General features: G+C 55.4%; 12 protein-coding genes and 3 pseudogenes. 4 read left to right on the forward strand and 11 right to left on the reverse strand.

Annotation, left to right across the window (positions count from 1 at the left end):
* Window positions 1-209, reverse strand: a 209-nt coding sequence (locus LC354_RS23040; protein WP_317849386.1) for a MarC family protein, incomplete at its 3' end; no start/stop codon positions are given.
* A 341-nt stretch (window positions 210-550) separates the two neighbouring features.
* On the opposite strand from LC354_RS23040, the gene LC354_RS23045 reads away from it, so the two are divergent.
* Window positions 551-1432, forward strand: coding sequence for a type 2 periplasmic-binding domain-containing protein (locus LC354_RS23045; RefSeq protein WP_223428298.1), 882 nt, complete (start codon window positions 551-553; stop codon window positions 1430-1432).
* Window positions 1433-1554: 122 nt separating this feature from the next.
* Window positions 1555-1800, forward strand: a complete 246-nt coding sequence (locus tag LC354_RS23050; RefSeq protein ID WP_223428300.1) for a hypothetical protein — start codon at window positions 1555-1557, stop codon at window positions 1798-1800.
* A 184-nt stretch (window positions 1801-1984) separates the two neighbouring features.
* On the opposite strand, the pseudogene LC354_RS28140 reads toward LC354_RS23050, so the two are convergent.
* The 10 genes and pseudogenes from LC354_RS28140 to LC354_RS23095 form a co-directional block, all read right to left on the reverse strand.
* Window positions 1985-2245: pseudogene (locus LC354_RS28140) on the reverse strand (transposase); the annotation flags it as partial.
* A 9-nt stretch (window positions 2246-2254) separates the two neighbouring features.
* Window positions 2255-2590 (reverse strand): annotated as a pseudogene (locus LC354_RS28145) (transposase); the annotation flags it as partial.
* Between the two features lie 221 nt (window positions 2591-2811).
* On the reverse strand, window positions 2812-3108 hold the full coding sequence (locus tag LC354_RS28150; RefSeq protein ID WP_399204194.1) for a glycine zipper domain-containing protein: 297 nt from the start codon (window positions 3106-3108) through the stop codon (window positions 2812-2814).
* Entirely contained in the window at window positions 3105-3947 is an 843-nt protein-coding gene (locus LC354_RS23065; RefSeq protein ID WP_223428301.1) for an MORN repeat-containing protein, read from the reverse strand. The genes LC354_RS28150 and LC354_RS23065 overlap by 4 nt, the downstream gene beginning before the upstream one ends.
* Window positions 3948-4148: 201 nt before the next feature.
* A complete protein-coding gene (arcC, locus tag LC354_RS23070; RefSeq protein WP_223428304.1) occupies window positions 4149-5090 on the reverse strand; it encodes a carbamate kinase in 942 nt (313 codons plus the stop codon).
* Window positions 5091-5093: 3 nt separating this feature from the next.
* On the reverse strand, window positions 5094-6092 hold the full coding sequence (gene argF, locus LC354_RS23075) for an ornithine carbamoyltransferase (RefSeq protein ID WP_223428308.1): 999 nt from the start codon (window positions 6090-6092) through the stop codon (window positions 5094-5096).
* Between the two features lie 29 nt (window positions 6093-6121).
* Window positions 6122-7351 carry an arginine deiminase gene (locus LC354_RS23080; protein ID WP_223428309.1) on the reverse strand — a complete coding sequence of 410 codons (1230 nt, stop codon included), beginning with the start codon at window positions 7349-7351 and terminating at the stop codon, window positions 6122-6124.
* 2 nt (window positions 7352-7353) lie between these two features.
* Window positions 7354-8736: an amino acid permease gene (locus LC354_RS23085; RefSeq protein ID WP_223428311.1), complete on the reverse strand. Its 1383-nt coding sequence runs from the start codon at window positions 8734-8736 to the stop codon at window positions 7354-7356.
* A gap of 12 nt (window positions 8737-8748) precedes the next feature.
* A complete protein-coding gene (locus LC354_RS23090; RefSeq protein WP_223428313.1) occupies window positions 8749-10242 on the reverse strand; it encodes a YfcC family protein in 1494 nt (497 codons plus the stop codon).
* 209 nt (window positions 10243-10451) lie between these two features.
* Window positions 10452-11158, reverse strand: a pseudogene (locus LC354_RS23095) (IS6 family transposase).
* A 331-nt stretch (window positions 11159-11489) separates the two neighbouring features.
* On the opposite strand from LC354_RS23095, the gene LC354_RS23100 reads away from it, so the two are divergent.
* Both LC354_RS23100 and LC354_RS23105 read left to right on the forward strand, forming a co-directional pair.
* Complete coding sequence (locus LC354_RS23100) at window positions 11490-11954, forward strand: MaoC family dehydratase (protein WP_223428315.1); 465 nt, start codon at window positions 11490-11492, stop codon at window positions 11952-11954.
* An 80-nt stretch (window positions 11955-12034) separates the two neighbouring features.
* The coding region (locus LC354_RS23105; RefSeq protein ID WP_223428321.1) for a CoA transferase at window positions 12035-12183 on the forward strand (149 nt) is incomplete at its 3' end.

A 12183-nucleotide genomic window follows, 5' to 3' on the forward strand; every position in this document is an offset into this window, starting at 1 on the left:
TCCTTGTCCTCGCCGAGGATCATGTTGAGCGCGAACAGAAGCAGGATGATGCCGCCCGCGATCAGCAGCGCCTCTGTACTGACCTTCAGCCCCGCCAGGATCGCCGCGCCGATCAGGGCAAAGACGATGCAGATCACGGTCGATACGGTCACCGTACGGAACGCGATTGCGCGCTTGAGAGAGGCGTCCGCTGATTTCGTCAGGCTCATATAGACAAGCGCTGCGCGCGTTGGACCGCACGTGACGAGTAGAAGTACGAAAATTTCAGACCAGCCCATGAAGTCAACCCTTTTTTTCTTAGTCAGTATAATTTTTCAAATGCATGATAGCGCATACAGGAGAATTCTGGGTTCTAAATCGAGGGTCAAATCCTCCGCAGGTCACGGTCCGTAATTTGCACCTGTCAAAATTGCGGCTAGGGTGCCCACAGCTGGTGAGAAATCCGGCAAAAGCTCTCAGCGTGATCCGCTTGACGGGTGATTGCGTTAGGCCGAACAGCTATTTAAACGCGCCGCACAATTGAAGCCGGCTCTGTAAAGAATGAAGGAACATGGAAAATTTTCACTCATCATCGGCAGTACTCGAACGCGGCAGAGTACTGCGGGTTTGTACTTCCACCCTTGCCGCAATCTTCATTATGACCAGTTTTGGGGCCAGCAGTTCGGCGTTGGCACAGGGAGCGAGAGGGGGACAGATAGATTTGGCGGCCCAGTCACAGAACCCGATCGCCTCGCTGATCAGTTTGCCTTTCGAATTTGATAGCAATCAGAATGTCGGGGAAGAAGATAGAACCCAGAACATTCTTACTTTTAAACCGGTGGTTCCAATTGGTATTACCGAAAACTGGAACTTGGTTTTGCGCGGCATCATTCCTTTCATCGACCAGCCAGATTCTGGTCCGGTTGATGGGAAAACAGGCGTTGGCGATATCCAGCTGCAAACCTACTTTGTGCCGAAACAGACCAAGAGTTTGGGCGGGGACAACTTTTGGACTTGGGGTGTCGGACCGGTCCTTCAGTTTGATACGGCATCCGACGACATCCTTGGTACAGGCAGAAATTCCGCGGGCATCGGCGGCGTCTTGTTCGCCAAGATTAACAATTGGACGGTGGGTGGATTGCTCAACAACGTTTGGGATGTGGACAGTTCCAAGTCGCGCGAAGGCGTTAATTTTATGACAGCCCAACCCTTTGCCAACTACAACCTTGACAACGGTTGGTATCTGAAAACTGGCCCTGTCATAACCTACAATCAAAAAGCAGATAGCGGGAACAAGTGGACTATTCCGGTGGGCGGCGGCTTCGGCAGGATCTTCAATTGGGGAAAACAGCCCGTGAATTTGTCAGTAGCAGCATACGGGTTTGCAAAAAAACCTGATGGCGGTGCGAATGCCCAACTTCAGGCAACGCTCGTCTTCCTGTTTCCTGAATAGGGACACGAGCTTTTGTGAGCCCGCCACTTGAAACGATAAAGAGCAGCCTTTGAGGGCGGCTCTTTTGTATTCTGGAGCGAATACTTTGGCTCGTTCACCTTGAAATGACAAGCGGCGCAAATATGGATGTTCTGACGATTCACCAGGTGCAATGTCTTGGGAAGACGGAGGCCATAGATCTTAAACGCCGCGCGCACTTCACTGGCGAGATCAATTGTTTTGTTGAGCAATGCTTTGTGGGTGCTGAGCAAAGCTCACACCCCATGCGCTTCCCGGCTTTTCATGTGGACCGGGCTGAACCAACAAGGGCAATCCTACTTAAAATGTATTACGCCGACATTCCCCAAGTGGCCTGCCGTGTGATGTAAGGTTCGCCTGAAGCTGCTTGCGAAGCAAGTATTTTCAGCCCGAACGGCGTCTGCGGTCGCGCCAGCGGCTGGAAGTGGGCGACTGGGCCGCGTAGCTGCGGCGTCCTTGCCCGTCAGCCTTGTTTTTTAGCGTGTCGGGCAGACCTGTCCTGCTGCTTTCGTCCCGTTTGGTTCTGGGTCGCGATCACGTGCATGACGGCGGCGCTCGCAAGCTTTGGATCGCGGCAAGGATGGCGCGCACCATTGGGCCTGTGACGGCTACCTCAGCCAGATGGAAGGTGATGCCGCGGGCGTGGCGCACCATGCGTGCCCCGATTTTGATCAGCTTGAGTTGCAGGCTGGTCAGCGACCAGTCGGCCATTTCCTCGGGTAGCTCGATGCAGCGCAGGAAGGTGGCTAGGTTGTAGGCCAGCGCGTGCAGTTGCAACCGCACCTCATTGTCGCGAAGGTACATCTCGACCAGCGCCTCCTCGACCGAGCTTTCCCGCCGACGGTAACGCTCGATGATGGCCGTCTCAAACGTCTGACGCCGCAGCTTGGGAACCTTCAGGCTGACCTTGCCAGCCTTGGTGTCCAGCGATCTTTGATAAGACCCCGCCCGCGTGTCTTTGCGGCCCTCACTGCGTTCATACCGATCCGCGCCACACAGTTGGTCGGCCTCGGCGTCCAGCATCGCGTTCAGCGCTTCCTCAACAGTGACGCGCACCATCTCACCCAGGTGATCACGAATACGCGCCTCGTCGATCTGTATCACTTCTCCCATCGCTTTGGGTTTCTCGTTATCGTCCATTCTCAGCTCCTCTCAGCCAGTCTGAAAGGAGCCACCGTCAGAAGCAAATGTGCGAAAGAATCTGTACGTTATCTGCTGGAGAACTGAGATTGGTTCGCATTCGTGTGACAGCATGTTTGTATGTGGTGCGCAAATTTAAGCGAACAGTGAAGCGCCAACATCCTAAGGCGACTCAATTGGTAATTAGTGACGAATAGTAGAACAGCCGACTCATCGAAAACTTACCGTCTTTTCTTCTTGTGATGTTTTATTCGTTTTTTGTGGTGTTTCTTGAACTTGTCGCGACGATTGTTCTTTTTGATTGCCCCAGATACCGCGCCGACAGCGGCCCCGATGGCCGCCCCCTGAGCCGCGTCCCCACCAGAAATTTCGCCGATTGCAGCGCCCGCGATGGCTCCCCTGATTGCATGTTTCCCGACAGGCCCCGCGTGGCCTGGCGTGGAGATCGCAAAGGTGCTGACCATACCCAAAACGGCCAGAACCGCGACAGTCCGGCTCCTAAAACTTACAGTCCTCATTCTACTTTGCTCCCGTTCTGCCACTGTTCAGTCGATTGCGTCCCGTCTGCCATCGTCACGAGAATGGTGCCGTCAGGAACACCATCCACAAAACGACCCTGATACGCGACCCCTTCAGCATCCAACGCAGTGCCAACACCATTTGGGCTGCCACTTGCAAACTGGCCGACAAACCGGCTTCCCTTTGTAGGATCCTCTAAGAAACCAAGCCCCGAGGGCGATCCGTTTTCGAACTCACCTACGTAACTGGTTTCATCTGGAGAAACCATTGAACCGATGCCGTGTTTCTGATTGTTTTCGGCGGCACCGGCGTATTGTTCGCCTTCTTCGGTTTCGAAGTAAACAAACGCAGAACCGACCATTTTTCCGTCGAGTATCTCGCCCCGCATCATCCAGCCATCAGGGGAAATCAACTCGCCAACAGCGCTTTCCTTTCCATCCAGGATTTCGCCGGTAAATTCATAACCGTCATGGGTCGATATGGTGACCTCACCGTCAAAATCACCGGCAACAAATGAGCCTTCATAGAGATCATAACCCGTCATTTCAGCGTTTCGCATCCAGACGATGCCGTAGCCATCCGCTTTGCCGTTAATCATATCACCATCGTAACGCGCTTCCAGGCCATCGTCGTCCCAGAAGACTGCAGTCCCCCGACCAGCTGCCTTGCCATCAATGCAAGCGCCACTCCAACTGATCCGCTCGTGGGACGAAGGCTCACCGCTGCTCCAGATTTCACAGTCAGTGACCGGATCGGTTAGCCAAGCACCATCAGCAGCAGACACCGATCCGCACATCAACGCGCCAACAGCGGAGCTGGCCAAAAATAACTTTCGCATGCTTCCTCCTTATGCATACTTTTGAGTAGTCAAGTTTGCATGGTTCAACCCACATTCGAATTGACATTAAGGCGTTTAAAAATAATCACAAGCAGCCGATACAGAGGCGCAGCCCCCACGCCCCAGCTCGTTAGCACACTTTGCTCCGGCGCCGTTTCCGCCGGTCAGGTCACAGATTCTAAATCCGCACCCGTTGCGCAGTCACCCCCAATACTCGATCTCCTCCAGATCTGAGACAACGGTCGTTCCCTTTTCACCACGGACGGCGGCCGGAACATCGGCGAGCGCACAGATAACCGATGTCCCGCCGGCTCTGCGCACGAAATCCTGTGCGGCGGCGACTTTGGGACCCATGGACCCTGCAGGGAAATCAAACGCGTCGAGCGCATCGGCACTCGCGCGTTTGATGCCCACTTGTTCCGGTTTGCCAAAGTTCAAAAAAACGGCGGGCACATCGGTTGCGATGACCAAGGTGCTCGCAGCAATGTTCTGCGCCAGCAGGCAGGAGACAAGGTCCTTGTCGATCACGGCCTCGACACCGACGAGTTTCCGGTCCGCGCCTTTTTCGTACATTGTCGGAATACCGCCGCCGCCGGCCGCGATCACCGTGGCACCTTTCTCCAGTAGCCACTTAATGGGCTCGACCTGAAAGATGCGCTTTGGTTTGGGTGATGGGACCACCCGCCGCCAATACTTGCCATCCGGCTTTACCGACCATCCTTTGTCTGCAGCTTGCGCGTTAGCCTCTTCTTCAGAATAGACCGGTCCGATGAACTTCGTCGGGTCTGAAAAGGCAGGATCGTCAGGATCGACCTCGACCATCGTCAGGACCGTTGCGAGATGATGGTCGAATGGCAGGATGTTGCCCAGTTCCTGTTCGATCATGTAGCCGATCATGCCCATCGTCTCGCCTACTAGCACATCAAGCGGATACTCCTCGACGTCGGTGTAGATGATCTCCTGCAGGGCGAGCATGCCGACCTGCGGACCGTTTCCGTGCGTGATAACGGTTTCATGAGCCTCGCAAAGTGGCGCGAGGGCTTCTGCGGCGATACGCGCGTTGATCCGCTGATTGCCCGCCGTCATCTCCTGCCCTCTCCTGAGGAGGGCATTGCCCCCAAGGGCGACGACAACACGACCCATGGATCAGGACCCAATGGTGGCGACAAGGATCGCCTTGATCGTATGCATCCGGTTTTCGGCTTGTTCAAAGGCGATGTTCATATCGCTCTCAAATACCTCTTCGGTGACTTCCATCTCTGAGATGCCGAACTCATCGTAGATGTCTTTGCCAACCTTGGTCTCGGTGTTATGAAAGGCCGGTAGGCAATGCATGAACTTAACATGCGGGTTTCCGGTTTTTTTGATGAGATCCATGTTCACCTGATAGGGGCTCAGAAGCTTGATCCGCTCCGCCCAGACCTCTTTTGGCTCGCCCATCGAGACCCAGACATCCGTATGAACAAAATCTGCCCCTTCGACAGCAGACAGATCGTCAGTGATGGTCACCCGTGCGCCGGATTTTTCGGCGCGTTCATGCGCAAGCTTCACGACACTCTCGCCGGGCTGGTTTTCCTCGGGCGCAATCATCCGCACGTCGCAGCCCATCAAGGCGCCAAGCATGAGAAGCGAGTTGCCCATGTTGGAACGCGCGTCGCCGGAATACGCGAAAACGATATCGCGGCGCGGCTTGTCGGCATGTTCGATCATCGTCAGCATGTCTGCCAGCATCTGCGTCGGGTGCCAGTCGTCGGTCAGACCATTGTAGACCGGTACACCGGCATACTCTGCCAGTTCCTCCACCATCGCCTGTCCCGCGCCGCGGAACTCGATTCCGTCGAACATACGCCCGAGCACGCGCGCGGTGTCCTTCATGGATTCCTTGTGCCCGATCTGGCTGCCCGACGGGTCAAGGTAGGTGATGTTCGCCCCCTGATCGTGCGCCGCGACTTCGAAGGCGCAGCGTGTGCGGGTAGAGGTCTTTTCGAAGATCAAGCAGATGTTCTTGCCGTAGAGCGTCTGCTGCTCTGATCTTGCGTATTTCATACGTTTGAGGTCGCGCGCAAGATCGAGCAGATAGAGCATTTCACGCTGAGTGAAATCCGCGATCTTGAGGTAACTACGTCCCCTGAGATTGAAGGCCATTTTTTTAGCTCCTTGTGTAAAAACGATAATCAATAGGCCGGATCGCGCAGGATGGGACAGGTCATGCAATGACCGCCGCCGCGCCCGCGCCCGAGTTCCTGACCGGAGATTTCGACCACTTCAACACCTGCGTCTCGCATGAGCCCGTTTGTGAAGGTATTGCGGCGGTAGGCCACCACGACACCCGGTTCAAGCGCGACCACGTTGTTGCCGTCGTCCCATTGTTCGCGTTCCGCTTGAAACTCGTTGCCGCCAGTACCAATGACCTGCAGGCTGTTGAGCCCGAGTGCTTCCTTGTAGACATCGAAGAGATGCTTACCTTTCTCGACACGTAGGTCGAGATCGCCTTTATCTCCGGGCCGAATGGAGATGCATGTGATCTGATCTGCCACTTCGGGAAAGGCTGTCACCTTGTCATGATCGAGACACGTAAAGACCGTGTCCAGATGCATGGCTGCGCGACTCTTGGGCATCGCGCAGGCAACGACGCGCTCTGCGCCGCCCTTCTCGAAAAGCGCCTTGGCAAGCTGGGCAACGGCCTGGCGCGTCGTACGCTCTCCCATCCCGATAAACACAGTACCCCTGCCGACAGGCTGGACGTCCCCGCCCTCGACCGAGGCATGGGCAAAGTCCTCGTCGCTATCACCCCACCAAATCTGGAAATCCGCATCCTTGAACATCGGATGGAACTTGTAGACAGCACGCATGATCAGGGTTTCCGGTTTGCGCGCTGGCCAGAACATCGGGTTGGTCGTCACGCCGTTGAAAATCCAACAGGAGGGATCCCGCTGGAACTGGGCATTGGGTACCGCCGGCAGAATGAAATCCCCGAGCGCGATCAGATCCTTAAACTGCGGATGGATCATATCTTTGGGCAAATCCGAAAAGATGATGCCGCCCAGCATGTGCTGTGCGAGCAGCTTGGCATCCATCTCGTAGAGCCAAGCGCGCATCTCTACCGAGAAACCAAGGCCCACCATATTAGGCGTGATGAGACGATCGAGCATGAAAGACCGCGCCTCGGGGCTGGAATTGAGGGTCTCGGCCAACAGATCCTGTATGTCGAACACCTCGATGTCACGCTCTCGCATTACCTGTACGAATTCCGCGTGATCCCGGCGCGCCTCTTCAACCCAGATCACGTCATCAAACAACAATTCCTCACAGTTGCGAGGCGTCAGGCGGTCATGCGCGAGCGATGGTCGCGATACGATGACCTTGCGTAGTTTTCCGATTTCCGAATGAACGCCGAATTCCATGATTAGACCTCTTCCGATTTGAGTGACTGGGGAGCGTTGGCTTCGCCGACAGGTTGCCGGGATTTGATCCAGACATGGATAGGGATCCCCGCGAGGACGAGCAGAAACCCGAGAAACACCGTTTCAGCGCCGGAACCGTAAATGGCCCAAAGTGCGTAGACGAAACCAAGTGTTCCAAGGATTACAACTTTGGCGCGCCCTAGGGTAGTCAGTTGAGTGCCGTGGCCCTTTAATCGTATCATAATCTCGGCAAGGGCACACAATGCGTAAGGCAAAAGGCTCGACATCACGGCCAGCAAGATGATGACTTCGAACGCACCGACAAGCCCCTTGTAAAAATTCATGACGATGAGGATTGAGGCGAGCAGATTGGAAAGGATTAATGCATTCGCCGGCGTGCCATACCGGCTGAGTTTGCCTAATGCGCTTGGGAAAACGCAATCAAGCGCCGCGCCATAGGGCACCTGGCCCGACAAGAGCGTGAAGCCGTTAAGCGTACCAAAGGTCGAGATCACGGCGCCGATCGCGATCAGGATACCCCCTGCAAAGCCCCACATCGCAGTCGCAACATCGGACAGGGGCGCCGAGGATTGAGAGAGTTGAGCGCTTGGCACCACACCGATGGCCACGAACGTGACCGAGATGTAAACCACGGCGGCAATCAGAACGCCGAGGATGGTCGCGCGCGGGATCGTCTTTTCGGGTTCAACCACATCGCCCGACGGAACCGTGGCGGATTCTAGGCCCAGATAGGCCCAAAGGGTCAGTGCGGCGGCGGCGGAAATGGCAGCGAGATCGCCCTCCCCAGACAAGTTTGCTGGCGAAAAGTTTTCAAGATCCACCCAGATCAGGCCCAGACTCCCGATCAGCAGGAGTGGAACAAGCTTGCCGATCGTCGTGATGGCCTGCACCATTCCCGCCTCAGAAACCCCGCGTATGTTGATCAGTGTTAGCGTCCAGATGGAAATCAGTGCTGCGGCGAGGCTCATTTCCGTGCTGTCTCCGATCGCAGGCACGAGATATCCGAGATATCCAACCAACGCGACGGCGACCGCGGCGTTCCCGGTCCAAAGAGCGATCCAGTAACCCCACGCGATAATGAAACCGGCAAACTCACCGTAGCCGACCTCGCAGTAGGCATAGGGTCCACCTGTTTTGGTGACGAGTTGCGCAAGCCGGCCGAATATCACCGCGAGAATCAGCGCGCCCACAGATGTCAGAACCCAGCCCCACATCGAAATCGGCCCAATCCTGGCGAGTGACGCAGGTAGCAAGAAGATGCCCGATCCGATCATGTTTCCGACCACCAGCGCGACGCAAGCCCATAATCCGAGAGACTTGGTCGCAGGGGCTGCAGCTTGCATGCCAACGCTTTCTACAGCCACGGGCACGCTCCTCTAGTTGCCTGTTTCGGTTGTCGCTGGCTCTTCGACGGTCTCGACCGCAGGAGGCGCACCAGAACTACTGCCTGTCATCGCGCCCACAGACAAGCTTGCCATGATGATAAGTGCCAGAGCAATTAGCAGCGGAAACACGAAACGCAGCCAGCGGTCGTAAGAAACCTTGCCGAGTGCGAGTCCGCCCATGACAACTGCAAACGTGGGGTTGAACAGATTCACCCAGCCCGACGCAGACTGGTAGGCCGTCACGACGAGGTCGCGACCCACTCCTGCAAAATCTGAAAGCGGCGCGAGGATAGGCATTGTCAGCACGGCAAGACCGGAGGACGAGGGTACCAGAAAGGACAGAACCGTATTGACGAAGAACATCGTGTTGATGAACGCGATCTGACCCAGGCTTCCAAACAATCCTTCGAGTGCGTGCAGAATGGTATGCGTGATGTTGCCCTCGTCCATCACAACCACGATGCCGCGCGCAACACCGATGATCAGCGCAACGCCGAGCAGGTCGCGCGCCCCGTCGATAAAGGCGTCGATGAACTCCTTCTCGGATAGAGACGTGTCAGCCTCGAACCAGCCTACGATCCATACGAGGATCGACATGCCCAGAAACAGCGCGGACATTTCGCCCATCCACCATCGCTGCGTGATCACACCCCAGAGCATCGCCACAAATGTCAGACCGAAGAGCGTGAGGATGATCCCACGCATCCGGGTGAATTCCGGCAGGGATTCCTCTTCTGATCCCTTCAGGAAGTGTTCTCGGTGGGCGTCGAGCTGGTCTGCCACGATGGATGTGCTGGCGTCCGCTTTCACCCGCGTGGCGTAGCGCATCACGTAGACAATGCCTGCCGCGAGGCAGAGAACGAGAATGACGATACGCAACACCAGACCATCTCCAAGCGTCACACCGGCCGCATCAGAGGCGATCCCGGTGGCAAAGGCATTGGCGGTCGATCCAAGCGTTCCGATTCCGGCACCCAGCAGAATGGTCGCCACCGCCGTCGGGGAATCGTAACCGGCTCGGATCATGACCGGGATGATGATCGAGTAGAAGGCCAGGCTTTCCTCGGCCATCCCGTAGGTCGTCCCGCCAAGGGCAAATGCAATCATCAGGATGGGGATCATGTAGATCTCGCGGCCTTCCAGAGCGGTCAGCAGGCGACCTATGCCGGCATCGATCGCGCCTGTGCGCGTTACAACCATCAGGAAGCCACCTATGATCAGAACGAAGAGCGACACGTCGATCGCATTGGCAGTATATTCTATCGGGTCGTAAAAGCCCTTGATCGGGGCCATCAGGACGGCGATCCATCCTTGGGGATTCGGTTCGACCTCCTTGTACGTGCCCGGTACCGGTGTCTCACGGCCAAGTGCCTCGTTCATGGCAAGATCGTAGAGACCAGCAGGAATGATCCATGTCAGAACCGCGACGACAGCGATAAGAACAAACAGGATGGTGAATGCAGTCGGGAACTTGAAATTACCCACAGCCTCCCCCCATTAATGCCAGATAGAAGGCAGCGTACCAATCGAACATAACAAACTGGTGACCGTGGCGCGCCAATGGACCGATATTTCCCAAGTGATGTTGTGTTGAGGTTGGTCGATTTTGCGCCCGTATTCAAGCTTGTTTGCGGTTACAGGGGCGCTGTCAGACCAATTCGAACTCGTCTCTGCAATGGCAATATGACTGCCCTTTATACCGCACCGAGACCGCGCCACTCAGCGAGAGCGGCGGCGCGGTTGAGTTTGAAATTCGTTCGAGTTGAGAGGCTGCGTTCCTGGTTGAAATGGTCATAGACGGAAGCGTGAACGGCGGCGAATTTCTGCAAACTTCGCATGCGCCGGAAGCGAAGCATGGCCCCTTCTCGTCGTCAAAACGGCAGTGGCGAATTCTCCGCTCTGTTGTTCAGCCAGCGGCCCGTTTCCTGCCTGTCTGCGGCGCCGATCTCTTTCAGCGCAGCGCCGTATGAGCGCAGCATATCCGTGACGACAACTTCCGGATAACCATGCTTGCACATTGCTTTCTTTAGGAATTTCAAGGCCGCTTTCTTGTCGCGCGTCTTTGTGACGAAAGACTTCAGCACTTCACCCTCGTAATCAACCGCCCGCCACAGGTAGTGCCGCTCGTCGTTGATCTTCACAAAACTTCGTCCAGGTGCCATTGCCAATTTGAGTACGAGCGCATCTGCTGCACATGATTTCGGCGGATCTCAGCTGCAAACATCGGGCCAAATTTATTCCACCAGTACCGCGCGGTTTCGTAGCTGATATCGATCCCGCGCTCGTGGAGCAGATCCTCGATATTACGGAGCGAAAGTGGAAAGCGAACGTACATCATGACCGCAAGGCGGATGATCGCGGGGCTGTTGTGAAAGCCCTTGAATGGGTCTGATTTCGTCATGACAAAAAGCTACGAAACCACCCTGCCCGCCTCAACCGGAATCCTTCTGACAAGAACTCCATGGAAAGTGACCTGCGGAGGATTTGACCCTCGATTTAGAATTCAAAATTCTGCTGTTTGCGCTATCGTGTCTGAGCTATCGTTCGGTTAAGCGTCTCCCTATCGTTCGGTTAAGCGTCTCCCTATCGTTCGGTTAAGCGTCTCCAATGACTAAGAAAAAAGGGCATTCTACTTGGGGAACGTCGGTTCAATCACCAGTCTTGACGACGGCTAAAGATGATTTAGCTTCCGCTGCGGAAGCTATCCAGCCTGAACAAAGAAAGAGAACACCATGGCGAACCAAGTCGTACCCAAAGAAGAACTCGTCAATTTTATCGGGAAGAAGGTTGAACCTTCCGGGTGGTATGAAGTTACGCAGGAACGCATCAACGAATTCGCCCACTGCACAGGCGATGACTACTTCATGCATGTCGATCCCGAAAGAGCGAAAAAAACCGATATGGGTGGAACCATTGCTCACGGCTTGCTGACGCTGGGGTTGACACCTTACATTATGGCTAACTTTCCAGTGCCTGAGAACATGCCGCATGGGTTCAACTATGGTTATGACAAGATTCGTTTCCTGGCCCCGGTACACACTGGTAAGCGGGTACGCATACACGGCGAGGTTAAGGACGTTCAGTGGAAGGATGAGCACAACTGCAAGTTCATCACTGCTTTGACCGTTGAAATTGAAGGTGAGGAAAAGCCGGCACTCTACGCCGAATGGATACTTTACTACGAAACCACCGACTAAGTTTACCGCCAAATGTGTTCGCTCACCCGATGTTACAGGGTGAGCGAACCATCGTCTAACCGTCATCAAGGGACAAATACATGACAGATACTTCCAATCTTCCGCTAGACGGAATTCGCGTAATTGATTTCACACAGGCCGAGCAGGGCCCCGTTGGCACTCTACAGCTCGCTGATTTCGGTGCCGATGTGATCAAAATCGAGCGCCCGGGCGTGGGTGATCTGAGCCG

The organism is Tateyamaria pelophila (genome assembly GCF_019966495.1).
GTDB lineage: Bacteria > Pseudomonadota > Alphaproteobacteria > Rhodobacterales > Rhodobacteraceae > Tateyamaria > Tateyamaria pelophila.

Bases quoted from the DNA above. Each gene is read 5' to 3' on its own strand.
- LC354_RS28150 (WP_399204194.1), bottom strand. From the start codon at position 3,108: ATGAGGACTGTAAGTTTTAGGAGCCGGACTGTCGCGGTTCTGGCCGTT.
- LC354_RS23065 (WP_223428301.1), bottom strand. From the start codon at position 3,947: ATGCGAAAGTTATTTTTGGCCAGCTCCGCTGTTGGCGCGTTGATGTGC.
- LC354_RS23100 (WP_223428315.1), top strand. From the start codon at position 11,490: ATGGCGAACCAAGTCGTACCCAAAGAAGAACTCGTCAATTTTATCGGG.
- LC354_RS23080 (WP_223428309.1), bottom strand. From the start codon at position 7,351: ATGGAATTCGGCGTTCATTCGGAAATCGGAAAACTACGCAAGGTCATC.
- LC354_RS23045 (WP_223428298.1), top strand. From the start codon at position 551: ATGGAAAATTTTCACTCATCATCGGCAGTACTCGAACGCGGCAGAGTA.
- argF (WP_223428308.1), bottom strand. From the start codon at position 6,092: ATGGCCTTCAATCTCAGGGGACGTAGTTACCTCAAGATCGCGGATTTC.
- arcC (WP_223428304.1), bottom strand. From the start codon at position 5,090: ATGGGTCGTGTTGTCGTCGCCCTTGGGGGCAATGCCCTCCTCAGGAGA.
- LC354_RS23050 (WP_223428300.1), top strand. From the start codon at position 1,555: ATGGATGTTCTGACGATTCACCAGGTGCAATGTCTTGGGAAGACGGAG.